21 protein-coding genes are annotated in these 23,511 nt (G+C 60.5%); 9 read left to right on the top strand and 12 right to left on the bottom strand.

Annotated elements, in window-relative coordinates; all coding sequences use genetic code 11:
• Window positions 1–47 precede the first annotated feature (47 nt).
• Window positions 48–989, top strand: coding sequence for a zinc transporter ZntB (locus GH975_RS07645; RefSeq protein WP_153713957.1), 942 nt, complete (start codon window positions 48–50; stop codon window positions 987–989).
• Here GH975_RS07645 and GH975_RS07640 read toward each other — a convergent pair.
• The 8 genes from GH975_RS07640 to GH975_RS07605 form a co-directional block, all read right to left on the bottom strand.
• Window positions 967–1,179: a formate dehydrogenase subunit delta gene (locus tag GH975_RS07640; RefSeq protein WP_153713956.1), complete on the bottom strand. Its 213-nt coding sequence runs from the start codon at window positions 1,177–1,179 to the stop codon at window positions 967–969. The genes GH975_RS07645 and GH975_RS07640 overlap by 23 nt on opposite strands.
• Window positions 1,176–1,937 carry a formate dehydrogenase accessory sulfurtransferase FdhD gene (gene fdhD / locus GH975_RS07635; protein WP_153713955.1) on the bottom strand — a complete coding sequence of 254 codons (762 nt, stop codon included), beginning with the start codon at window positions 1,935–1,937 and terminating at the stop codon, window positions 1,176–1,178. The genes GH975_RS07640 and fdhD overlap by 4 nt, the downstream gene beginning before the upstream one ends.
• Window positions 1,934–4,804 carry a formate dehydrogenase subunit alpha gene (gene fdhF / locus GH975_RS07630; RefSeq protein WP_153713954.1) on the bottom strand — a complete coding sequence of 957 codons (2,871 nt, stop codon included), beginning with the start codon at window positions 4,802–4,804 and terminating at the stop codon, window positions 1,934–1,936. Before fdhF ends, fdhD begins: the two co-directional genes overlap by 4 nt.
• Window positions 4,797–6,326 (bottom strand): NADH-ubiquinone oxidoreductase-F iron-sulfur binding region domain-containing protein, encoded by a 1,530-nt coding sequence (locus tag GH975_RS07625; protein WP_153713953.1) that lies wholly within the window; start codon window positions 6,324–6,326, stop codon window positions 4,797–4,799. The genes fdhF and GH975_RS07625 overlap by 8 nt, the downstream gene beginning before the upstream one ends.
• A gap of 1 nt (window position 6,327) precedes the next feature.
• The gene (locus GH975_RS07620; protein WP_153713952.1) at window positions 6,328–6,804 is read right to left on the bottom strand and encodes a formate dehydrogenase subunit gamma; all 477 of its coding nucleotides are present in this window, start codon (window positions 6,802–6,804) and stop codon (window positions 6,328–6,330) included.
• A gap of 94 nt (window positions 6,805–6,898) precedes the next feature.
• Complete coding sequence (locus tag GH975_RS07615; RefSeq protein ID WP_153713951.1) at window positions 6,899–8,380, bottom strand: hypothetical protein; 1,482 nt, start codon at window positions 8,378–8,380, stop codon at window positions 6,899–6,901.
• Between the two features lie 211 nt (window positions 8,381–8,591).
• Window positions 8,592–8,873, bottom strand: coding sequence for a hypothetical protein (locus tag GH975_RS07610; protein ID WP_153713950.1), 282 nt, complete (start codon window positions 8,871–8,873; stop codon window positions 8,592–8,594).
• Between the two features lie 159 nt (window positions 8,874–9,032).
• Window positions 9,033–10,376 carry an NAD(P)/FAD-dependent oxidoreductase gene (locus tag GH975_RS07605; RefSeq protein ID WP_153713949.1) on the bottom strand — a complete coding sequence of 448 codons (1,344 nt, stop codon included), beginning with the start codon at window positions 10,374–10,376 and terminating at the stop codon, window positions 9,033–9,035.
• A 169-nt stretch (window positions 10,377–10,545) separates the two neighbouring features.
• Between GH975_RS07605 and GH975_RS07600 the strand changes: the two genes are divergently transcribed.
• Genes GH975_RS07600 through GH975_RS07585 form a run of 4 tightly spaced genes read left to right on the top strand, consistent with a single transcriptional unit; the run spans window position 10,546 to window position 15,520 of the window.
• A complete protein-coding gene (locus GH975_RS07600; RefSeq protein WP_153713948.1) occupies window positions 10,546–11,796 on the top strand; it encodes a sarcosine oxidase subunit beta family protein in 1,251 nt (416 codons plus the stop codon).
• Between the two features lie 10 nt (window positions 11,797–11,806).
• Window positions 11,807–12,079, top strand: coding sequence for a sarcosine oxidase subunit delta (locus GH975_RS07595; RefSeq protein WP_153713947.1), 273 nt, complete (start codon window positions 11,807–11,809; stop codon window positions 12,077–12,079).
• Window positions 12,076–14,982 carry a sarcosine oxidase subunit alpha family protein gene (locus tag GH975_RS07590; RefSeq protein WP_153713946.1) on the top strand — a complete coding sequence of 969 codons (2,907 nt, stop codon included), beginning with the start codon at window positions 12,076–12,078 and terminating at the stop codon, window positions 14,980–14,982. The genes GH975_RS07595 and GH975_RS07590 overlap by 4 nt, the downstream gene beginning before the upstream one ends.
• A complete protein-coding gene (locus GH975_RS07585) occupies window positions 14,975–15,520 on the top strand; it encodes a sarcosine oxidase subunit gamma (RefSeq protein ID WP_153713945.1) in 546 nt (181 codons plus the stop codon). Before GH975_RS07590 ends, GH975_RS07585 begins: the two co-directional genes overlap by 8 nt.
• Here the strand turns inward: GH975_RS07585 and GH975_RS07580 are convergent.
• Window positions 15,517–15,924, bottom strand: a complete 408-nt coding sequence (locus tag GH975_RS07580) for a LysR family transcriptional regulator substrate-binding protein (protein WP_246164700.1) — start codon at window positions 15,922–15,924, stop codon at window positions 15,517–15,519. The two genes, GH975_RS07585 and GH975_RS07580, sit on opposite strands and share 4 nt — an antisense overlap.
• The gene (locus GH975_RS07575) at window positions 15,873–16,187 is read right to left on the bottom strand and encodes a LysR family transcriptional regulator (protein ID WP_153713943.1); all 315 of its coding nucleotides are present in this window, start codon (window positions 16,185–16,187) and stop codon (window positions 15,873–15,875) included. Before GH975_RS07575 ends, GH975_RS07580 begins: the two co-directional genes overlap by 52 nt.
• Window positions 16,188–16,280: 93 nt before the next feature.
• On the opposite strand from GH975_RS07575, the gene GH975_RS07570 reads away from it, so the two are divergent.
• From GH975_RS07570 to GH975_RS07555, 4 genes are read left to right on the top strand one after another with little or no spacing between them, the layout of a single operon-like run.
• Complete coding sequence (locus GH975_RS07570; RefSeq protein ID WP_407657220.1) at window positions 16,281–17,723, top strand: aldehyde dehydrogenase family protein; 1,443 nt, start codon at window positions 16,281–16,283, stop codon at window positions 17,721–17,723.
• A 2-nt stretch (window positions 17,724–17,725) separates the two neighbouring features.
• On the top strand, window positions 17,726–18,703 hold the full coding sequence (locus tag GH975_RS07565) for a membrane dipeptidase (RefSeq protein ID WP_153713941.1): 978 nt from the start codon (window positions 17,726–17,728) through the stop codon (window positions 18,701–18,703).
• 18 nt (window positions 18,704–18,721) lie between these two features.
• Window positions 18,722–20,389, top strand: coding sequence for a hypothetical protein (locus tag GH975_RS07560; protein WP_153713940.1), 1,668 nt, complete (start codon window positions 18,722–18,724; stop codon window positions 20,387–20,389).
• A complete protein-coding gene (locus GH975_RS07555) occupies window positions 20,386–21,015 on the top strand; it encodes a DUF3726 domain-containing protein (protein WP_153713939.1) in 630 nt (209 codons plus the stop codon). Before GH975_RS07560 ends, GH975_RS07555 begins: the two co-directional genes overlap by 4 nt.
• On the opposite strand, the gene GH975_RS07550 is transcribed toward GH975_RS07555, so the two are convergent.
• Both GH975_RS07550 and dddP read right to left on the bottom strand, forming a co-directional pair.
• A complete protein-coding gene (locus GH975_RS07550) occupies window positions 21,012–21,833 on the bottom strand; it encodes an ATP-binding protein (RefSeq protein ID WP_272482792.1) in 822 nt (273 codons plus the stop codon). The genes GH975_RS07555 and GH975_RS07550 overlap by 4 nt on opposite strands.
• 267 nt (window positions 21,834–22,100) lie before the next feature.
• A complete protein-coding gene (gene dddP / locus GH975_RS07545; protein WP_153713937.1) occupies window positions 22,101–23,372 on the bottom strand; it encodes a dimethylsulfonioproprionate lyase DddP in 1,272 nt (423 codons plus the stop codon).
• Window positions 23,373–23,511: the final 139 nt, after the last annotated feature.

Genomic DNA, 23,511 nt, shown 5'->3' with positions numbered 1-23,511 from the left:
TATGTTCGCGCTAAACTGTGGGCGGATAACCCTTGATGAGTGTGTGCATGACAGACAGTCCAGTATTGATCCACCATCGCCTCGATGGCCGCGGCGGTGTTAGCCCGGACGGCCTGATCGAATGGGTCCATTTGAATGTTGACCACCCTGGCGTGCGCGACTGGTTTCGGGAGCAGGCGCCGGATTTGGATGAATTGACCGTTGACGCGCTGTTGGCGGATGAAACCCGGCCCCGCCTAGTCGAGCATCGCGACAGCGCGTTGTTGTTTTTGCGCGGCGTCAATTTGAATGCCGACAGCGCGCCGGAGGACATGGTGTCGGTTCGGCTGTTTTTGAGCCCGAACCGGATTATTAGCCTGCGCAAGCGTCAGCTCAAAGGGGTTCTGGATGTGCAGGCGCGTTTGCTAGATGGACGTGGGCCGGTCAGCGTTGGCGACTTCGTGGCGAAATTGTTGGGCAGTTTATTCGACCGCATGGAGCCGACCTTGTCGCTGCTGGATGAAACCACTGACACCCTCGAGGAAGCGCTGCTGGAGGGCGCGGATGGCGCGCTGCGCGAAGCCATCGTGGGGGTGCGCAAACAAGCCATCGTTTTCCGTCGCTATTTGGCACCGCAACGCGACGCGATTGCTTCGTTGCGGACCGCGGAGGTGAGCTGGCTGGACGAGCACAACCGTCGCCAGTTGATGGAGTGCTATCAGCAAATGATGCGCTTTGTGGAGGACCTGGATGCGCTGCGTGAGCGCGCCCAAATCGTCAAGGACGAGCTGCAAAACGTGCTGGCGGACAAACTCAACCGCAACATGTATGTGTTGTCGGTGGTGGCGGCGGTGTTCTTGCCTCTGGGTTTTTTAACCGGCTTGTTGGGCATCAACGTGGGCGGTGTGCCGGGCGTCGAAAACCCCTATGCCTTCGAGATATTTTGCGCCTTCTCGGTGGCCTTGGTGGCGCTGCAGGTGTGGCTGTTTAAGCGTTGGAAATGGTTTTGAGCGCGTCCCGGGCGATCGGGTTCAAATCATCGCCCGCATAGGCCGCCAGCATCGTCAACATCGACGGTGCCCAAAACTTTTTCAAGTGCGTGCCGACGCGCAGGGTGACGTCGTCAGGCGTGCCCCAGGTGGCATTGTTCGAGGCGATTTGGTTGGCCATGTGGACCAGGTTTTCAAGTTGCGATTTCATTGTGCACTCCGTAGCAGTGTGCCGTAAGTTTGGTAGCGGCCCGGCCGCGCAAAGCCAATCAGGGTTAAACCGGCATCGGCGGCGATATCGATCGCCAGTGAGGTTGGAGCGGATACCGCCACCAGAGCACCGATGCCCGCGGCACAGGCTTTGTGGACCATTTCATAGCTGGCACGGCTGCTGATGAGGGCAAAACCGGCGCCGGCGCCGGCGCCTGCGCCAATCAGTTTGTCCAGCGCGTTATGGCGACCCACATCCTCGCGTGCCAGCACAATCCGGCCGTCGGCCTCAGCCCAGGCCGCGACATGACTGGCTCCGGTGGCTTGGCCGTCAACTTGGTGCTCGCGCAAGTGGCTAATCGCCACCTCAATGGCGTCCGCGCTGACGGACACCGGACTCACCTTTTGGATCGGTCGAATGGCCTCGGCTAGGGACTCGGTGCCGCACAACCCACAGCCCGAACGCCCCGTCATTTGCCGGCGCCGGCGCTTGATTCGGTCAAACGCCGCACCGGCCACCTCGATCGCAACCGTGACGCCACGGTCGCAGCGGTCGATATCGATCTGATAGATTTGCTCGCGGTTATCAACGATGCCCTCGGACAGGCTAAAACCGGTCGCAAAGTCCGCCAGGTCGCGCGGGGTCGCCATCATCACCGCGTGGCTGATGCCGTTGTATTCCAGTGCCACCGCGCACTCGTCAACCACGGCATCCGGGCGCGTCTGATCACCCTGGGTGACCCAGGCGTGGGTCGTCATTTGCCGGCGGCGCTGGCCATCGCACGCAGCTCGCGTTGGCGGCGATCATTGGCTTCAAAGCTTTGCTGCCACTCGCTGGGCTGGCTGACCTTTTCGACCTGGACCGCGGTGACCTTGTACTCGGGGCAGTTGGTAGCCCAATCGCTGGCATCCGTGGTGATCACGTTGGCGCCGCTGAAAGGGTGGTGGAAGGTGGTGTAGACCACGCCAGGCAACATCCGATCGCTGACGCGGGCGCGCAACACGGTGGTGCCCGCGCGGCTGCTGATGCCCAGCCAATCATTATCCTTGATGCCGCGCAATTGGGCGTCCTCCGGGTGCAGCTCCAGCAGGTCCTCGCTGTGCCAGGACTGGTTGTCGGTGCGCCGGGTTTGGGCGCCGACGTTGTACTGGCTCAAAATCCGCCCGGTCGTTAACAGCAGCGGGAAACGCGCGGTGGCGCGCTCGTCCGTTGGCACGTATTCGGTGATCGCAAACTGACCCTTGCCAATCGGGAAGTTGTCGACGTGCATGGTCGGAGTGCCTTCGGGGTTGGCATCGTTACAGGGCCATTGGATACTGCCGAGGCGTTCGAGTTTGTCGTACGACACGCCGGCGAAGCTGGGGGTCAGTTCGGCAATTTCATCCATGATCTCGCTGGGGTGGGCATAGTTCATCGGGTAGCCCAGTGCATTGGACAGCGCCGCGGTGACTTCCCAGTCGGCCATGCCGGCGACCGGGGGCATCACGCGGCGCACGCGGTTGATCCGGCGTTCGGCGTTGGTAAAGGTGCCGTCTTTTTCCAGGAAGGTCGACCCGGGCAGCAGCACATGCGCGAACTTGGCCGTTTCGTTCAGGAAGATGTCCTGAACTACTAAGCACTCCAGTGCACGCAGTGCCGCCTCGACGTGCTGTGTGTTGGGGTCGGACTGGGCGATGTCCTCGCCCTGCACGTACATCCCCTTGAACTGGCCGGCGATTGCGGCATCGAACATGTTGGGGATACGCAAGCCCGGATGCTGATCCAAGGTTACGCCCCATTTGTCCTCAAAGCGGCTGCGCGCGGCGACGTCACTGACGTGCTGATAGCCGGGTAGTTCGTGGGGGAAACTGCCCATGTCACAGGCCCCCTGGACGTTGTTTTGACCGCGCAAGGGGTTAACACCCACGCCTTCGCGACCAATGTTGCCCGTCGCCAGGGCCAAATTCGCAATGCCCATGACCATGGTGCTGCCCTGGCTGTGCTCGGTCACCCCAAGGCCATAGAAAATCGCGCCGTTGGGCGCGCTGGCGAAATCACGGGCCGCTTGGCGCACGCGCTCGGCGTCAACGCCGGTGGCCTGTTGCATCGCCTCGGGGCTGTTGCGCGGATCGATAATGAATGCGCGCCATGCGTGGTACGCGGCTTTATCACAGCGGCCTTGGATAAAGTCCAGGTCCTCGAATCCCTCGGTCACCACCACATGCGCCAGCGCGTTGATCATGGCGACATTGGTGCCGGGGCGCAGCGGCAAATGATGCGAGCCTTGGGTGTGCGGGGTGTTGAGCAGGTCGATTTCGCGCGGGTCGGCGACGATCAAGCGCGCGCCTTGGCGCAGACGCCGGCGCAGCGCCGAGGCGAATACCGGGTGCGCATCGGTCGGGTTGGCGCCAATCACCAGCACCGCATCGGCATGGCGCACCGAGTCAAAGGTTTGGGTGCCAGCGGATTCGCCCAGTGTCATTTTAAGGCCGAATCCGGTCGGGCTGTGGCAGACACGGGCACAGGTGTCGGTGTTGTTGTTGCCAAACCCGGCGCGAATCAGTTTTTGGACCAGGTAGGTTTCTTCATTGGTGCAGCGCGAACTGGTGATGCCGCCGATGGAATTGCGCCCGTGTTTGGCTTGAACGGCCTTTAATTTGTCGGCCGCAAATTGCAAGGCCGTGTCCCAATCGACTTCGCGCCACGGCTCGTTGATGCTGTCGCGGATCATGGGGGTTTTGATGCGGTCTTTGTGGGTCGCGTAGCCGAACGCAAAGCGGCCTTTGACGCAACTGTGGCCTTGGTTGGCGTCGCCGCCCTTGTACGGCACCATGCGGACCAATTGGTCACCCTTCATTTCGGCTTTGAAGCTGCAACCGACGCCGCAGTAAGCACAGGTGGTGACGGTTGAATGCTCCGGTTGACCCATTTCAATGACGCTGTTTTCCATCAGCGTACTGGTCGGGCAGGCCTGGACACAGGCGCCGCAGGACACGCACTCCGAATCCATAAAGTCGAGGTTGCCGGCGCTGACTTTTGAGTCGAATCCGCGGCCGTCGATGGTCAGGGCGAAGGTGCCTTGAACTTCGCCACAGGCGCGAACACAGCGACTGCAGACGATGCATTTGCTGGGGTCGAAGGTGAAATAGGGGTTAGAAGTGTCTTTTTCAGCACTTAAGTGGTTTTCGCCGTCAAAACCGTAGCGTACGTCGCGCAGCCCAACGGCCCCGGCCATGTCTTGCAGCTCGCAATCACCGTTGGCCGGGCAGGTCAGGCAGTCCAGCGGGTGGTCCGAGATGTACAGCTCCATGACATTGCGGCGCAATTTGGCAATGTCATCATTTTGAGTTTGGACCTGCATGCCGTCCTCGACGGGGGTGGTGCAACTGGCGGGGTAGCCGCGCCGGCCCTCGATTTGGACCGCGCACAATCGGCACGACCCGAAGGCGTCCAAGTTATCACTGGCACACAGTTTGGGGATGTTGATATCCGCCAACGCTGCGGCCCGCAGCACGCTGGTGCCCTCGGGAACCTGAATACGGACGCCATCAATGCTCAGCTCGACGGTGTTTTCGGAGCGCGACGGCGGCGTGCCCAGGTCTTTGTCGATGCGGATGTCGGTGCGGGGATCGAAGTGTTTAAGCATGGGGAGCCTCGGGCGTCACGTTCGGGGTGCCGAAATCGTCGGCAAAATGTTTAACGGCGCTCTGGACCGGGAACGGTGTCATGCCGCCCATCGCACAGAGCGATCCATGAATCATGGTGTCGCACAAATCGTTGAGCAATTCCAGGTTGGCTGCGCGGTTATCGTCGGCGCGGATGCGGTCGATGACCTCGACCCCGCGGGTGCTGCCAATGCGGCACGGCGTGCATTTGCCACAGGATTCGGCGGCGCAAAACTCCATGCTGAAACGGGCTTGTTCGGCCATATCCACGCGGGCATCAAAGACCACCACGCCGCCATGCCCCAGCACCGCGCCGGCGGCGGCAAAGGCTTCGTAGTCCAACGGCAAGTCCCACTGCGAGTCCGGCAGGTACGCGCCCAGCGGGCCGCCGACCTGGACTGCTCGCATGGCCAAGCCACTGGCGCAGCCCTGTCCATAATCGTTTAGCACTTCACGCAGCGTCAGGCCAAAGGCGCGCTCAATCAAGCCGCCGCATTCGATGTTGCCGGCCAATTGGATCGGCAGTGTGCCGCGCGAACGGCCGACCCCATAGTCGGCATAGGCGCGCGCGCCCTGGTCCAAAATGAACGGCACGGCGGCCAACGACAGCACATTGTTGACCACGGTCGGCTGGCCAAATAAGCCAACCAGCGCAGGCAGCGGGGGTTTTGCACGAACCAGTCCACGCTTGCCCTCCAGGCTTTCAAGCAGGCTGGTTTCTTCGCCGCAAATATAGGCGTCCGCGCCCAACCGCACTTCGACATTGAAGGCGCGGCCACTGCCGGCGATGTCATCACCCAGCAGCCCTGACGCGTAGCAGTTTTCAATCGCCGCGCGCAGGGTGCGATCAGCCAAGGGGTACTCTCGGCGCAGGTAGATATAGCCCTGGGTCGCGCCGACGGCAAAGCCTGCGATGATCATGCCCTCGATCAGCATGTAGGGGTCGCATTCCATCACCAGGCGGTCGGCAAAGGTGCCGCTGTCGCCTTCGTCGGCGTTACAGACGATGTATTTTTGCGCGCTGTCGGCGCCCAATACCGTGTTCCATTTAATGCCGGTTGGGAAGGCGGCGCCGCCGCGCCCACGCAGGCCGCTGTCGGTGACCGTGGCGACAATGTCGGCTGGGGTCATGGCCGCCGCCGCGGTCAGCCCGGCAAAGCCGCGGTGTGCTCGGTAATCGTCCAGACTCAGCGGATCAATTTTGCCGATTTTGCTAAACGTCAGGCGTTGTTGATTGACCAAATAGGGGTGGGCTTCAATGTCGCCCAGGCATTTGGGATGGGCGCCGCCGGCCACCAACTCGGCGGTGACATCGTCCGGCTCTAGCGGTCCGTAGGCGACCCAACCGTTGGGCGTTTCGACCTCGATCAGCGGTTCTAGAAAAAACAAGCCGCGCGTGCCGCTGCGTTTAATCTCGGCGTCCGGGGCCAATTCACGGATGCGTTCGGCGACCGCGTTGGCGCCCAAGCTAAGTGCGGTGGTGTCACTGGGAATACGAATCATCTTAGTTGATCTCCAGGGCTTGGCTGCGCAAGCCATCCATCAGCCGCGTCGCTTTGGCAGGCGTGATACGGGCGTGAACCTGATCATCAATCAACAGGTTTGGGCCACAGGCACAGTTGCCCAGGCAGTACACAGGTTCCAGGGTGATTTCGCGGTCGTCGGTGGTCTGGTGGTAGTCAATCGCCAAGGTCGATTTCAAGTGCGCTTCCAGCTCGCGCGACCCGCGGGCCTGACAGGCCTCGGCACGACAGACTTGAACGATGTGCGCGCCGGCGGGTTGGCGCCGAAAGTGGTGATAGAAGCTGATGACGCCCTCGACGTCGGCGCGACTGACACGCAACCGTACCGCCACCAGGCGCACCGTATTGGGCGGTAGGTGACCGAACTGGCCTTGAATGGCGTGCAACACCGGCAGCATTGCCCCGGGCAAATCGGCGTGCGGTTCGATAGCGGCACAGAGGGCGTCGTCGGTAATCATGCGTGACTCAATTATTTGTAATTGAGATAAGTGTATCGCGCGTGCGCTCGCAGACTTGCCCTAATGCGCCATGATTGGCGTCTGTGTGACGGTATTAGACCAGTTGACGTTTGCGCATGGCGCCCCTGATCAGAGCGATTAGACAACCGATCATTAGACCGAGCACGCCGGCCAGTGCCACCTGCAGTGACAATTTGGTTGTGACGATCCGGTCCTGTGTGACCTCACGCTGGCCCAGCAATTGATACAGCGCTTGGCGCTCGTTCAAGGTGCGTTGACTGATGACCTCGACCAAGTCAATGGTGTCTAGGCGCAGGGCATTAACACCCGCAATTGCGCTTGGGAACTGGCTGTCAATATAGTCGTTGACCTGTTGTTTCGAAAACGCCAATTCGCGGTCGGTTTGAATTAATGACAGCTCCCGTTGCAGTGCAGAGATATCCTCAAGCAGCACTAATTGCTTCGTTTGCAGCGTTTGCTTGAGTTCTTTCTCGCCGAGCTGCTCGCCCAAACTCAACATTTCAGCGAGGAATGAACCGTCAACGCCGGGGCCGGATGCCAGCGGCTGGTTGCCGGCATTGGAGAGCCGTGGCCCGGCGCCCGCAATGCCGTCGAAGGCGGTTTTGTAGCTTTCGAGCAATCCATTTTTTTCATCCAGCGCCAATTCCAACGTGCGAATGCGGCCATCGCGTTGAATTCGGATGCTGACGGAGTCCTCGGCTAGCAGCGAATAGTATTCATAGATGAATGAGCGCAGCGGTGAGACCTTGGCGTTGCGCAGCAAATTCGCTTGGGTGGTCAAATCAATAATCGAGGTCGTACCGTCGGTCGTGGTCTCAATGCCGGGCAGCGTTTGCAAGTTACGAATGCTTTGTTCCAGCGTCGTCAGGCGCCGTGACAGAGCGTCAATGTTTTCGGCGATGTCGGTGTCGCGGTCCCACTCAAAGGGCTGCAGTGGCAGCGCGATTTTGGCCGCGCTGACACCAAAATCCCGTGCGGCGACGACGGCCCAGTTATCCAGTATGGCCAGCAATAAACGCTCGCCTTGATTGGCGGACAGGCCGAGTTGGCCGACATCCAAACGCAGATGCGCGGTTTTGTTGGCCACTGCGGTCAATTGATCCAAGGTTTGATCAAGCTGATCGATGCGTTCGGCGGGGGTCTTTTTGTCTGCGCGCAGATCCTCAAGCGCCCCTTCAAGGGTCTCGGTCAGCGCGTTGCCAGGGGTCACGGTTAACGCGCGTGCCAGATCATTGGCGTCGATGCCCGGCGCGATTGCCTCGATCGCAGTCATGATCGTCCGATTGGCGGTCAAATCACTGAGAAAAAACGGGCTGCCATCGGGATAAGTACCGGATTCGGCCCCTTTAAACGGAAAAATGACGTTCAGTTTTACGCTGTGGCTTGATGGCAGGCTGAACAGTGCCAAATGCATGGTGCTTAGCGCCAACAGGCAACCAAGGGTGATGCCGACGATTAACCCACGTTGACTCCAAAGCGACTGGAACAAATCCATTAGGTCAATTTCGTCGTCGTAAGGTGGCCGTTCAAGGGGTGTTTCTGTGAGTGCGTTCATGCGTTGACAGTCCGAGCAATGGCGGGAATAAGGGGCAGCGCGACCAGGCCGATCAATGCGCCGGGTTGTAAAGTTACAGCGAGCAACAGCAGGGTGAGTTGGCTTGCGCTGATCGCGACCTTGCTGCGGGTGCGTCTGCAAAGGGTTGCGGGCGCCAAAATTGCCAGTACGACAAGGCACGCACAGCGAAGTTCGAAAGCGATATTGAGTATCATTTTTGTATATTTTCTTTTGTCGAGATGCTGAAATCGAGTAGCTTCACGCGGTAATCAACGTCGCTGTTTTCGTTGCTGATTAGATCGAGTTTTTTTAGCCGCTTGATTGCGCGATAGAACGAGGCGTAGGGGATTTTGGTTTCTAACTGCACGGTCTGTAATGATTTAAGTGGCAGTGATTCCGAGTGCTGGCCTAGGTAAATCAATACCGTCATCTCGTTGGCGGACAGCGACTTTGACCGCAATAGGTTGAGTAACTTCTCGGCATCAATTCTCATGTCAAAAGTATATACAAGATTGAGCGGGGGGGGGGGGGGGGTAGATATCAAATTGATATTTGATTAGGTGGTTTTTACGCGAGTGTTGATATTGCGATGCTCAATGAATTGCTGCTCGCCATGACCGCCACGTGCACAAAAGAACGTGGCGGTTGATTCTTAGCTCCAGGGGAAGGGGCTGCTGGACGTCGGGTGTAGCTGACCGGCCGCATAACGACTAAATCGAAACGGCTCAAGCAGCGCGCTGGGGCGAGCGTGAACCAATTCTTCGGCGACTAGTTTGCCGACACCAATCATCTTATAGCCGTGGTTCGAGTCGGCCAGGAAGTAGACGTTCTGGCAAAAGGTGTCGAACACCGGAAAGCTGTCCGGGGTAAAGGCGCCGATGCCGCCCGACGGCTCTTGTTTAAACTTGGGCACATGGCCTTCGAAGCGTTTTTGGCAGTGCGCCAGCGCCGACACCCACATGTGGGCGAAATCGTCGCCAACGATGAATTCCGGCGAGGCCGGCCCGTACGGGTCAACCGCGACCTGGTTGGGGTCGGTCTGAATCGGAAAGGGCGCCGCGCCGCCTTGGATGCCGCCGAAGTTAAAGTCAGGCTTGTAATAAATGCCCCACATTTTGTCGGTGATGACGCTGCCGTCGACATCCGAGTACAGCGTCGCGTTGCTGTCGACATGGATCACCGGCGGCATGGCGCCGGCGTTGGTTTTCAGCATGTCCGGCTCGACACCCAAGGTGCCCTCCTGCAATGACCAATAAATCCACATCGGCACATCGGTGTGAATGGTGCCGTCGGGGCCTTTAATCTGGGTGGTTGATTCCAGCTCCAGCATGTCCCAAAACTGTTTGGCCCAGGGACCGGCGCCGATCACAATGTGGTCGGCTTGGATATTGCCTTGGTCGGTCACCACCGCAGTGACGGCGCCACTGGCGTCCTTTTCGAACGCGCGCACGGTAACACCGCCTAAAATGGTGACGCCGGCGTCCGTGGCTTTTTTGGCGAGGGCGTGCATGGCGCGGGCGTTGTTGGCATAGCCGCCGCGTTTTTCGTGCAGCACCGAGGTGATGTCACGGGCCTGCCAATCGTCAAACAACCCCTTCATGTAGGTCATGCAGTCCGCTTCACCCTCAATAAAGTCGCTTTCGTAACCGATGTCTTTTTGTTGTTGAGCGATGCTGGCGACGTCTTCATGCATGGATTCCGGGCTGATCTGCATGTAGCCAACCGCGTGGTAATGGTAAGCCTGGGCATCGGCTTCCCACACATCAACGCTGTGGGCCATCAATTCGCGCATGGCCGGTTGGAAGTAGTTGTTGCGCACCACACCACAGGCGATGCCCGAGGCGCCAGATGCGACGCCGCTCTTGTCGATGACCAAAATATCGCGTCCATCGCCTTTCCCGCTGGCTTTAAGCTCGACTGCCAAATGGTAGGCGGTGCTGAGTCCGTGAATGCCGGCGCCGATGATTAAATAGCGCGTCTGTGTGGGCAGTCCCATGTGTGATCCTTGGCTGGTTTGGCACCAGCGTTGTGGTTTTTATGATGGGCCAAGATTAGGTAGCTTTGAGCCTAACGAGATGTCCGAAATGGACCAGTTTTTGTCTTTTTTGGCAACATTGATGCGGCTAAACACTGCGTACACTGCGTCGACGATAACGGAGACCGCTATGAAGTATTCCGCCTTAAAGGTGATCAAAGAGGCGCTAACGGGCCACAAAGGTTGGCGCCCAGCGTGGCGCTCCCCACAGCCCAAAGCGCATTACGACTTTGTCATCATTGGCGGCGGTGGGCATGGGCTGGCGACGGCCTATTACCTGGCCAAAGAGTTTGGCCAGGCCAACATTGCGGTGCTGGAAAAAGGCTGGATTGGCGGTGGTAACGTCGGCCGCAACACGACCATTGTGCGCTCCAACTATATGCTGGACGGTAACGAACCCTTTTACGAATTCTCCATGAAGTTGTGGGAAAACTTGGAACAGGATTTGAACTACAACGCCATGGTCTCCCAGCGCGGCGTACTCAATCTGTATCACTCGGACGCCCAGCGCGATGCTTTTCGCCGGCGCGGCAATGCCATGCGCCTGCATGGCGTGGATGCGGAGCTGCTGGGTCGCGAACAGGTCGAGGCGATGGCGCCATTTTTGAACTTTGACAACAGCCGATTCCCGATCAAGGGCGGTTTGCTGCAGCCGCGCGGTGGCACCGTGCGCCATGACGCCGTGGCCTGGGGGTATGCGCGCGCAGCGGACCAGCGCGGCGTCGACATTATCCAAAACTGTGAGGTCACCGGGTTTCGTATCGAGCAGGACAGGGTCGTCGGTGTCGAAACCAGTCGCGGTTTTATTGGCGCCGGCAAAGTCGGCTGCGCCGTGGCCGGGAATTCGTCGCGCGTCATGCAAAAAGCGGGCATTCGGTTGCCGATTGAAAGCCACGTGCTCCAAGCCTTCGTCAGCGAAGGCTTAAAACCGACCATCCCGGGCGTGATTACCTTTGGCGCCGGGCACTTTTACGTCAGCCAGTCCGACAAGGGCGGTTTGGTGTTTGGCGGCGATATTGACGGCTACAACAGCTACGCCCAGCGCGGCAATTTACCCGTGGTCGAGGACGTCTGCGAGGGCGGGATGGCGCTGATGCCGATGATTGGCCGGGCGCGGTTGCTGCGCATGTGGGGCGGGGTCATGGATATGTCCATGGACGGCTCGCCCTTTATTGACCGAACCTCGTTGAACGGCCTGTATTTTAACGGCGGCTGGTGCTACGGCGGCTTCAAAGCGACTCCGGCCTCGGGTTGGTGTTTTGCGCACTTGTTGGCGACCGATACGCCGCACCCGACCGCCACCGCATACCGCCTGGATCGATTCCAGCGCGGTGCCATGATTGACGAGAAAGGTCAGGGCGCTCAGCCCAACCTGCACTGAGGCGACGACGATGTTGATACCCCACCCTTTGCTGGGCCTGCGTGATGCCCAAGAGTTCGTCTACAAAGGCGATGCCAGCCTGCTCGATCGTCCGGATGGCATGGCCGAGGGCGCCGAGGCGGCCTTGCATGACTACACCTATTTGCGCGACAACCCGGCCGGCATCCACCGTGAACTGTGGTTCCACGAACAGGGCGATCGATCGTGGTTGGTGGTCACTCGCAACACCCTGACCCACGAAATAATTGACGCAACATTGGCCAGCGAGGTGGCCGCGGTATGACCGTAAATCGACTGCAAGGCGGCCAGCTGGACCGCGCCAAAACGCTGAATTTTAGCTTTGATGGCATGCACTACCAGGGCTTTGAGGGCGATACGCTGGCCTCGGCTTTGTTGGCCAACGGCGTGCGTTTGATGGGGCGCAGTTTCAAATACCACCGCCCGCGCGGCCCGTTAACCGCCGGCAGCGAGGAACCCAATGCGCTGGTTGAATTGCGCGAAGGGGCATTTAAAGAACCCAACACCCGTGCCACCACGGTCGAGCTGTTCGACGGTTTGGTCGCCCACAGTCAAAACCGCTGGCCGTCGTTGGCCTTTGACGCGCTGGGTATTAACGACCGCTTCAGCAGCTTCCTATCCGCCGGGTTTTACTACAAAACCTTCATGTGGCCGAAAAAGTTTTGGGAAAAGGTTTACGAGCCGGCGATTCGCCGCGCCGCGGGCCTTGGGCACCTGTCCATGCAACCGGATCCGGACCAATACGACAAGGGTTTCTTGTATGCGGATCTGTTGATTGTCGGCGCCGGTCCCGCGGGCTTGGCGGCGGCGTTGGTGGCGGGCCGTGCCGGACGCAGCGTCATTCTGGCCGACGAGGATTTTCGCCTCGGCGGTCGCCTGAATGCGGAACGTTTTACGCTGGACGACGCGCCGGCCAGTGCGTGGGTCGATACCACGGTCGCGGAATTGAATGGGCTGGCGAATGTTCGCTTGATGACCCGCACGACGGTGCTCGGCGCCTTTGATCATGGCGTTTACGCGGCGCTGGAACGCAATACCGACCACCTGGCGGCGGCCGCGCCGAATCAAACCCGTCAGACCTTGTGGCGCATCTACGCCGACCACACGTTGCTGGCGGCGGGCGCCACCGAGCGGCCGATCGCGTTTGAAAACAATGACCGGCCCGGCATCATGTTGGCCGGTGCCATGCGCGCCTATGCCAACCGCTGGGCCAGCGCGGTCGGCCAGCGCGTTGCGGTGTTCAGCAACAACGACGACGGGCTGCGTACCGCGGCGGACCTTACCGCCGCCGGCGTCACGGTGGTGGCGGTCATCGACACACGCCAGGGCGATGCCGTGGTCGACACCCGCGGTAAACTGGGTTTGAGCGCGATCCAGGTGCGCCGCAGCGACGGTCGCCTGGAGTGGATCGACTGTGATGCTTTGGGCGTGTCGGGCGGCTGGAACCCGAATGTTCACCTGACCTGTCACCAACGCGGACGCCCGGTTTGGGACTCCGATTTGCACGCCTTCGTGGCCGGCGATGAGCTGCCGGTTGGCATGTCGGTGGCGGGCGCGGCGGCGGGCAAAATGAGCACCGCGGCAGCCTTGGCCGATGGCGCCTACCGGGCTTCACAGGCCCTGGGCGGCAGCCTGGAATTGCCGAAACTACCCGAGGCCGAGGATTTGGCCTGCGCACCCGATGCGACCTTGCGGGTCGATCACGGCGCTGGACGTGCGTGGATTGATCAGCAAAACGATGTCACCGTCAAAGACGTCAAGCTGAGCCACCAAGAAGGCTTTATTTCGGTCGAACACCTGAAGCGTTACACGACCTTGGGCATGGCCACCGATCAGGGCAAAACGGCGAATGTGCTGGGTCTGGCGGTGATGGCCGAAATGACCGGCAAAGGTATTGCCGACACCGGCACCACCATGTTTCGCCCGCCCTATACCCCGGTGGCCATCGGCGCATGGGCCGGGCGTTCACGCGATGGCGAATTTAAGCCAACGCGGCTGACCCCGTCCCACCGCTGGGCGGTCGAACACAAGGCTACCTTTGTCGAGGTCGGCAACTGGCTGCGTGCGCAGTGGTTCACCCAGCCCGGTGAAACCCATTGGCGCCAAAGCGTGGATCGCGAGGTCATTAACGTCCGCCAAAACGTCGGGGTCTGTGACGTCACCACCTTGGGCAAGATCGATGTTCAGGGTGCGGACGCGGCGCAGTTCCTGAATAAAGTTTACGCCAACGGTTTTGTCAAACTGGCGGTCGGGCGTACACGCTACGGTTTGATGCTGCGCGAAGACGGTATCGCCATGGATGACGGCACCGCCGCGCGCTTGGCGGACGATCATTTCGTGGTCACCACGACCACCGCCAACGCAGTCGCGGTCTATCGGCACATGGAATTTGTCCGCCAATGCCTGTGCCCCGGCATGGACGTGCAATTGATCAGCACGACCGAGGCCTGGGCCCAATACGCGGTCGCCGGGCCCCAGTCCCGGGCTTTGCTACAGCGCATTGTCGACCCGGACTATGACCTATCCAACGAGGGCTTCCCGTTCATGGCCTGTGCCAACATCACGGTCTGTGGTGGACTGCGGGCGCGCCTATTTCGGATCAGTTTTTCCGGCGAAATGGCCTACGAGTTGGCGGTGCCGACGCGCTATGGCGATGCCCTGATGCGGCGTTTGATGGACGTCGGCCGTGACCTTGGGGTGATGCCATACGGAACTGAGGCGCTGGGGGTGCTGCGCATTGAGAAAGGCCATGCCGCCGGTAATGAACTGAACGGCACCACCACGGCGCTGAACCTGGGGCTGGGCCGAATGGTGGCCCAAGCCAAAGACAGCATCGGCCGGGTCTTGGCCAATCGCGAGGTGTTGGCGGCGGATACGCGGCGTCTGGTCGGCTTTGTGCCACTGGATGGCAATGACAGCTTGCTCGGCGGCATGCACCTGATGGGCGCCGACGCGGTCGCCAATGCGGCCAATGACCAAGGCTGGCTGACCTCGGCCTGCTATTCGCCGCATGTCGGCAGCAGCATCGCCCTGGGCTATCTGGAAAACGCCGAGTCGCGCTTGGGCGAACACATGCGCGCGGTCAGCCCACTCGAAGGGCTGGACGTCAAGGTTAAGGTGGTCAGTGCCCACTTTGTTGATCCGGAAGGGGAGCGGTTACGTGGATAAGTTAACAGCGATATCTGCCCTGGGAGCGTCGGCGGCGCTGGACAAAACCATCGGCGCCGTACACCTGACGGAATGCAGCAATGCCTTGCTGTCGTGTGCCACCCGGCGCGGTCAGCAAGGCGCATTGGACCATGCGCTGCCGGGCTTGCCTGAGGTCGGTCGTTTTGCCGACTTAACGACCCTAGAGGCGTTTTGGACCGGGCCGCAGCAGTGGATGCTGGAGCTGCCCTACGATGGCGAAGGCGATCAAGCCGGTGCCATGGCTGCGCGGTTACGCGGCGCCGCGTCGGTCACTGAACAGACCGATGCCTGGGTCCGGTTTGATGTCCGCGCGCCTGACTTGGCGGTGCTGTTTGAACGCTTGGCGATGGTGGATTGGCGCCACTTCACGGTCGGCTGCGCCCAGCGCGGGGCCCTGGAACACCTGGGCTGCTTGTTTGTGCGCCGTGCTACGGACAGCCTCAGTGTCTACGGGCCACGCTCGAGCGCGGCGTCGTTGTTGCACGCCATCGAACAGGCCGCCGAGCGCATCCGCTAGCCCATGTAGCGGTGCAGTGCCGCCGCAAATTCTTGCACGGCTGGGCTGGGGAGGGCTTGGGTGTGGACCGCCAGGTAGCGCCACTCCGGTTCGGCGCAGGGCACAAAGGCCAGGTCCACCAAGCCGAGCACAGCCAGCTCGGGTAACAAGGTCATGCCGAGGCCGGCACGCACCATCGCCAATAGCGACGCGGTATTGTGAATGCGTAGGGCGGCACTGCGATCGAAGGCTTGCATCCATTCGCGGCCGGATTGTTGGCACAAGCGGTTGGACAGCCCGGGTGTGGCGCGTACATCCGACCACTCCAGCATGCTGGCGCCGGCCAGCGGATGACTGGCGGGCATGACCCAGCCTAGGCGTTCGCGCAACAGCGGCGAGGGCGGTGCGTCGACGTGCGATCGCACCACCAAATCCATCTCGTCGCGCTCCAGCGCACGGTGGCATCGAATTGGGCGACGTCGTGCCGGGCTCGCGTCAATACCCATTGGCCTAGCGCGGTCAGTTGGTTTTTGCGTTCGCTGGCAAACAACGGCGCGCCGATTTGGGTTTCCAAATTTTTCAGCGCCATCGACAAGCCAGACGGCGTTTTGTTGAGCTGTTTGGCGGCCAGGACCAGGCTTTGGGCGTCGGCCACGGCGATAAAAACACGAAAGGACTCTAGTTTCATTTTTTCTGTAATTACTTAACTTAAATAGATTTTGACTGAAGTTATCACCGCTTACATACTGAATCAAAATCAGCGCGCAACAAGGACATGCACATGAATCTGAACTACATCGGCGGCGAATGGGTCGCAGGCAATCACAGCATCGACAACATCAACCCGTCGGACACCCGCGATGTGATTGGCCAATTCACCCAGGCCACCCCCGAGCAGCTAGACAGTGCCTTGGATTGCGCCCGTATCGCGCAGCGTGAATGGGCCCAAAGCGGCTTGGAGCGCCGGTACAACGCGTTAATGGCAATCGGTAACGAAATGATGGCGCGCAGCGCCGAGCTTGGCGAGCTGTTGTCGCGCGAAGAAGGTAAGCCCAAGGCTGAGGGCAAGGGCGAGGTCTACCGTGCCGGACAGTTCTTTACCTATTACGCCGCCGAAACCCTACGCCAGATGGGTGACACCGCAGATTCGGTGCGCGATGGCATCGAAATCGATGTCCGCCGCGAGGCCGTGGGTGTGGTCGCGATTGTATCGCCATGGAACTTTCCGACCGCGACCGCCAGCTGGAAAATTGCGCCGGCGCTGGCGTATGGCAACGCGGTGATTTGGAAACCTGCGAATGCGACCCCGGCGTCGGCGGTGGAATTGGCCAAGATCATCGAAAAGCAGGACCTGCCACGCGGGCTGTTCCAGTTGGTCATGGGCTCGGGGTCAAGCATCGGTCAAGCCTTGGTCGAAAGCCCCAAAATCGACGCGGTCTCGTTCACCGGGTCCGTGCCCGTCGGGCGCGGCGTGGCGGCGGCAGCGGTCCAGAATTTCACCAAAATCCAGCTCGAAATGGGCTCTAAAAATGCGTTGGCGGTGATGGACGACGCTGATCTGGATTTGGCGGTCAGCCTGGCCTTGGGCGGCGCGTTTGGCGGCACCGGCCAGAAATGCACGGCGTCCTCACGTTTGGTCGTGCACCGTTCAATCCACGATCAATTCGTTGAGCGCCTGGTCACCGCGACCGATGCCATGGTGGTCGGTCATGCGCTCGAGGCCGGTACCCAGATCGGACCGGTGGTGTCGGCTGAACAATTGCAGTCAAACCTTGAATACGCAGCCTTGGGCCAAGCCGAAGGCGCAGAGCTGATCACCGGCGGCCAGCAAATTGAATTGGCGACCCCCGGCTACTACATGCGCCCGGGCTTGTTCATCAATAGCCGTAACGACATGCGCATCAACCGCGAGGAAATGTTCGCACCGCTGGCGGCCGTGATCGCGGTCGACAGCTACGATGAAGCATTACACGTGGTCAATGACACTGAATTTGGCCTGACCAGCGGCATCGTCACCCAGAACCTGGCGCGCGCTAACCACTTCCGCCGCAACGCGCGTACGGGCTGCGTCATGGTCAACTTGGCGACCGCCGGCACCGACTACCACGTGCCCTTCGGTGGCCGCGGTAATTCCAGCTACGGCCCGCGTGAGCAAGGCAGTTACGCCGCCGAGTTCTACACCACGGTCAAGACCGCGTACATCGCGTGCGGCACCCCGAGCTGAACATGCGTATCGATGCCCTCCAGTACTGTAATTTCAGTCGCGAGATTTTTCAGCAGATGAACCAGGGCGGCGTCCATGCCGTCCACGTGACCATTGCCTACCATGAAAATTTCCGCGAAACCGTGGCCAATATCGAGCACTGGAACCGCTGGTTTGAACAGTACCCGGACCTGATTTTTCAGGGCCGCTGGGCCCGCTGTGTCGAGACCGCCAAAGCCACTGGCCGGACCGCGATCTTCTTCGGTTTTCAAAACCCCAGTCCGATCGAAGATGACATTGGGTTGGTCGAAATTTTGCACAGCTTGGGCGCGCGCTTCATGCAGCTCAGCTACAACAATCAATCCTTGCTGGCGACCGGGTGCTACGAGGCCAATGACCCCGGCATCACGCGCATGGGCCGTGAGGTCATCGCCGAGATGAACCGTGTCGGTTTGGTCATCGACATGAGCCACTCGGCCGAACGCTCAACCTTAGAGGCGATAGAGCTGTCGTCGCGTCCGATTGCGATTACCCATGCCAACCCGGGGTTTTGGGAGCCGGCGCTGCGTAATAAAAGCGATGCGGTATTAAAGGCGTTAGGTGAATCCGGCGGCATGCTCGGCTTTTCGATGTACCCGCACCACCTCAAGGGCAAGGGCGATTGCACGTTGGACAGTTTCTGTCAGATGGTCGCGGACACCGCCGAGTTGATGGGGGTGGATCACATTGGGTGGGGTTCGGATTTGTGCCAGGACCAGCCGGACAGTGTGGTCGAGTGGATGCGGGTCGGTCGCTGGACTAAAAAAGTTGATTACGGCGAGGGCTCCAAAAGTGCACCGGGGTTCCCGGCGATGCCAAGCTGGTTTGCCGATAATCGTGACTTTGGTAACGTCGAGGCTGGGTTGTTAGCGGTCGGTTTTAGCCACGCGGATGTGGCGAAAATCATGGGCGGCAACTGGCACCGTTTCTTTGAATCTAGCTTTGGGCCGGCTACGGCCTAGGCCAAATGTGAGGGCGTTATGCAAACCGCACCGCAAGTGACCACTTCACTACGTCCCGCCGCCGAGGTGATGCGTTTGGCCCGACTGGGTTCGATGCACGCCTCGCGGCTATCGTTCATGCGCATTTTGCTGCGCCGGTTGAAACATCAAGCCTGGCGTTTTGAGCGCACGCGGTTTGCGTTCGATGCGGCCGGTGAAGGCTGTGCGGTTTACACCGCGCGGGGACCCGAGCGCGCCTATTCGTTGGTCGCGTTTGGGCGCGACCTGCCCGATGACTTGCGCTCGGACCGGGTCATTGCCACCGCATGGGATGCCACGTTCACCCTGTTTGACGGCATTCCGACCGATGCCGACATTGACCGGTTGGCGGCCAACGTGCCGCTCCAAGAAGCCGGCCGCGTCAGCGCCTCGGAATTGTCGCTGTCGCGGGCCAACCGCTCGGTGCGGCTGTGGGCGCATGTGGTCGAGCGGCTGTCCAATGGCGTCCAGCCCGATCAGGCTGAGCTGGATGCGGTCGGGTATCTGATGCGCACCACGGCGGTCTATGGCTCTGGCAAGTTTGGCGCGGCGGACCGTGAAACCTTGGCGGATCGCGCGGAGTTTCAAGCCCCGTTCCAGGTTGAAATGCTGTCCGTTTTGTTGACCCGACAATTCGCCCGCGACTGGGTCGAGCATCAAGCCCAGGTGATCGGGGGTGCGAACGCGGTTGGCCTGGACGAGGCATTGGCGCGGCGTTTGGGCATCGGTAACTCGACAGGCTTGGGTATGGCGCCGTTTTTGCTCAACCATCCGGTCCTGCTGAACAATTGGATACTGGCCAAAGAAACCGCCTTGGCCGAGGTCTGTACGATCACGGACGTGACGGGGGATGCGTGGCAACAGGTGCGTTCGCTGCTGGCCCGGGTCCAGGGCGACATCGCGAGCTGGCATAGCGAGCATGCGGTCATGCAAATTCGGCTGCCAGCGCTTCGAGCGGACGTTGCACGCCTGGTGCAAGCGATGCAATCGCCGCCCCAGGGCGCAGCCTGGCGCGACTTGATCGAGTGGGCGCGCCAGACACTCGGCGTTGAAGCCCAAGAACTGTTGCATTCCTTGGTCCTGGAACCCTATCCCTCGGTTGATCGGTTGGCGGTCGGCATGGCGGCGGACGAAGTCGCATTGCCGGCGGTTGACGGCAGCGCGACGGTGGCTGATACGGCCGCCGATATTGCCGCACGCTACCGCTGGGCGCTGGAAACGGACTGGTCGACCGCGCCGGCCCATGCGCGCCTGTGGTACGTATCGGAGGAAAAGCTAGAGCCGCGTCTGGCAGAACGCTTGGATGAGCCGCTGGAACCCTACGAACAACCGCTGGCGCCGGGTCGTGATATGGCGCTTGCCTACCACGCGTTGTGTGGGTTCGAGGGCGAGCGGATTGCTGAATTTTTATTGCGCCACCCACAGCACCGTTTGGCTATTCAGCGTCTACAGTGGCTCAAGACCGCGCCGTACGGCGAAATTCACGACAACACCATCGGCGCCGATTTGCTGCCGATTGACATGCTGCGATGCAAATTGTCGTTTTTTGGCGCCGCGCGCTTCGATCCACGCTCGGACCGTTGGGTCCGCATCTGTATGTTTCGGCATGCGCCCTACTTGGACGGCGTTGCCGAGTGCGCTGACGACTGGATGTACGCACCGCAATGAATTTGTCACTTAACGAAGTCGAGGCACTGGTCAAAAAAGCCTGTCGCGGTTCCGGCTTGAATTGGGGCGCCAGTGCGGAAGTGGCGCGCTGTATGCGCTGGTTAGTGCGCTACCAGCCCGACTCGCTGGCCGCCTTGCTGGCGTTGTTGCGCCGTAACGATCAAATCGGCCACGCCGAGGTCAGCCCGATCCAGTTGCAATCGCCGTGGCGGGCGCCGTGCGGCCGTCTGAGTGGAATTATGGCGGGCCTTAGCCTGTGCGACATGGCGCTCGCGATCGACGCCGAGCCCATTGGCCTGCATCAGGTAGACGCGCCGCTGGTGTTGCTCGGTTTGCTGGCCCGTGCTGCGCGTACCCGCGGCGGGGTGCTGCAAATGTCATGCGCCACGGGTTGTGCGCTGACGGACGGCCATGGGTTGTTGATTGCCGGTGATTTTAGCCCCAGCGAGTCGCTTCAGATCAGCCTAGTGGATGCGGTGGTACCGCCGAGCCAGGGGGCGTCGCGGCTTGTCATCAACCCCGAGGTGTTGGCGGGCTTGAACGCGTTTTGTGCCCGAACCTATGCGCCGGCAACCGCTCAAAGTCGTGCCAGCGGCGCCGGTGCTGGGGTCACCGACAATGACTAAGCGTGGGTCAGCTTAACCAAGGCGGCCACATCTAAGGCGTCGACTGCGACCCGCAATTGGCTTGCCAGTTGCGGGTGGCTGTGATCCAGTTGCGACGCAAATTCAAGGATATCGCTCATCGTGCCGGCGGCGATTAAGCCGGACAAAATGCGGTGTTGCTCCAGGCCCAGTGCCGGTTCTGCAGTGCCCACTACCGGCTCGGCCGCCTCCAGCGTCACACTGGCACAGGCTTTGACCCCGGCGCTGCTGCTCAGTGTGAACTGGCCGTTCAGCTCCGCCACGATCTGGCTGACGATCGCCAGGCCCATGCGGCTGCCGTCGGGGCGGTGTTGGAGCGCGTGGCGGCCGCGAAACAGCGGTGTAGTCGCCAGTTCCAGTTCATGCGCGGGCATACCGATGCCGTTGTCTTCAACACACAGTTCAACATGGGGGCGTATTTCATGATTCATTTCGTTCAAAAACCGTTCGCGCGACTGATTCACCATCACTTGGTGGCGCAAAGCGCGCTCGCTTGAGCGCATCGCCCCACGTTGACCATCACGATGATGAACGAGGCCGACCATGCACAGCGTTAAGGCCACATAGGTGCCTAAACTCCAGGCCAGCACCGTGGTACTGAAATCAATCAAGGCGCCGCAGGCAATGACGATGACGGTGGCCACAGTGAGCAGTTGGGTCACCCGACGAATGGCGTTGCCAAGCCATTGGCGAGAAAAGAAGGCTTGGGTGAACGCGACCAAAAAAATCAGTGTAAGTCCGGTTGAGAGTCCAATAGCGGGGGTGAAAAAAGCCAGGTTTTGTGGCCACAAATAGGTGATCAGCAGGCCCGTCTAAAAACCGAAATGTAAAAACAGCCCAAGTGTCGATACGCGCCTAATTGGGTCGCCCCGGACAGCATCAGCGAGACCACCGCGGCCAGCAGACGCCAACTCCGTCCAGCGCTGGGGACTTGGGGGTTGGTCAAGCAGTTGTCGGCAGTGATCAAGTTGCATGCAGTCCGGTACCCAGCCAAAAGAGCGACCATCGTGCGGGCTGACGGCTGCCTTCGTTTGTATTCTGGCGCGGCTTTTTGAACTTCTGCGCGGCTACACCAAACGCGGATCCCAGGGGTAGCTGGACAGCATGATTGCGCCGTCCGCGGTAATCAGCGCTTGCTCCTCTAGTTTAATCGAAAAGTCCTCGCCGGCCTCACTGACCAGTGCTTCCACACACAACACCATGCCCGGTTCTAGCACACCGTCGAAGGCACCGGGCACGTGCCCGTCCGGGTAGGCGATCATCGGCCATTCATCACACAGACCGACACCGTGGTACACACAGCCGTACTTTTGCGCCTGCATGGGGGCGGGTAAGCGGTGCGCGTTGGCGCTTAACGCGTCGAAATTGACGCCGGGTTTTAACAGCGAAAAGTTGTGTTCGATGTGCTCGATGGCCAAGCGCATCGCCGCCCGGTGTTTGGGCGAGGGTTCGCCGTCGCCAATCCACCAGGTCCGGGAAATATCACAGCACATGCCGTAAGGACCGACCAAGTCGGTATCAAAGGCGACGATCTCGTTGTTTTGGATAATCCGAGGCCCACACTCCTGAAACCACGGGTTGGTCCGGGGGCCACTGGTGAGTAGGCGCGTTTCGATCCACTCGCCGCCGCGACGAATGTTTTCAGCGTGCAACACCGACCACAGATCGTTTTCAGTCATGCCCGGTGTCGCTGCCGCATGCATGCGCGCGACGCTGGTTTCAGTGGCGTGAATCGCGCAGCGCATGGCCCTGATTTCGTCGTCACATTTAATGGCGCGGGCGCGCTCGGTCAGCGGTTCGCCCTCAATCACGGTCAGGCCCGCGGCTTCGAGGGCGCGCAGCCCACGAATCATTATTTTATCGACCGCCAGACGACCGCGGCCATGCTCGGCTAACAGTGCGTCGACTTCGGCGGCGAAGCGCGCAGCCGCCGCATCCGCGCCGTCGCCCCGGTCAAAATAGAAAAGGTCGGCACCGTGGCGCTTTTCGCGCACCAGCGGGTTGTGGTCACTGAGAAATCCACAGCCCTTGTAGTCCCAAATCACCATGTACCCATCCGCGCACACCAGCACCGCCCGAAATGGGTTGTGGGTGTTCCACAGCTGCATGTTGGTCGAGTCGGTGGCGTAGCGAATGTTGAGCGGGTCGAACATCAATAGCCCCGCGCAGTCATGCCTGTGTAATTGCGCGACCAATCGATCCAGTCGGTAGCGGCGCATCACGGTCAGGTCCGGCAGCTGCAAACTGGCCTGCGCCCATTCGTCCAAGGCCAAGGGTGTCGGCCCTATTTCAACGCTGTTGCCATCGCCAGGGTTGATCTTTCGTGCAGGTCGGTTCATGCGGCGCTCAATCCGAATCGGTGTCGCAGTGTGAACCGCGACGGCGGTTTGCAACATAATCAAAAGCGACCACTGTTTCGCAATCGCGACGTGCTTTGTCGCAATGACGGAGCGGGCCTATCCCGACTCGCAGGCGGTG

Source organism: Litorivicinus lipolyticus (assembly GCF_009650135.1).
Taxonomy (GTDB): Bacteria; Pseudomonadota; Gammaproteobacteria; order Pseudomonadales; family Litorivicinaceae; genus Litorivicinus; species Litorivicinus lipolyticus.
This window is presented reverse-complemented; position numbering and strand designations above follow the sequence as displayed.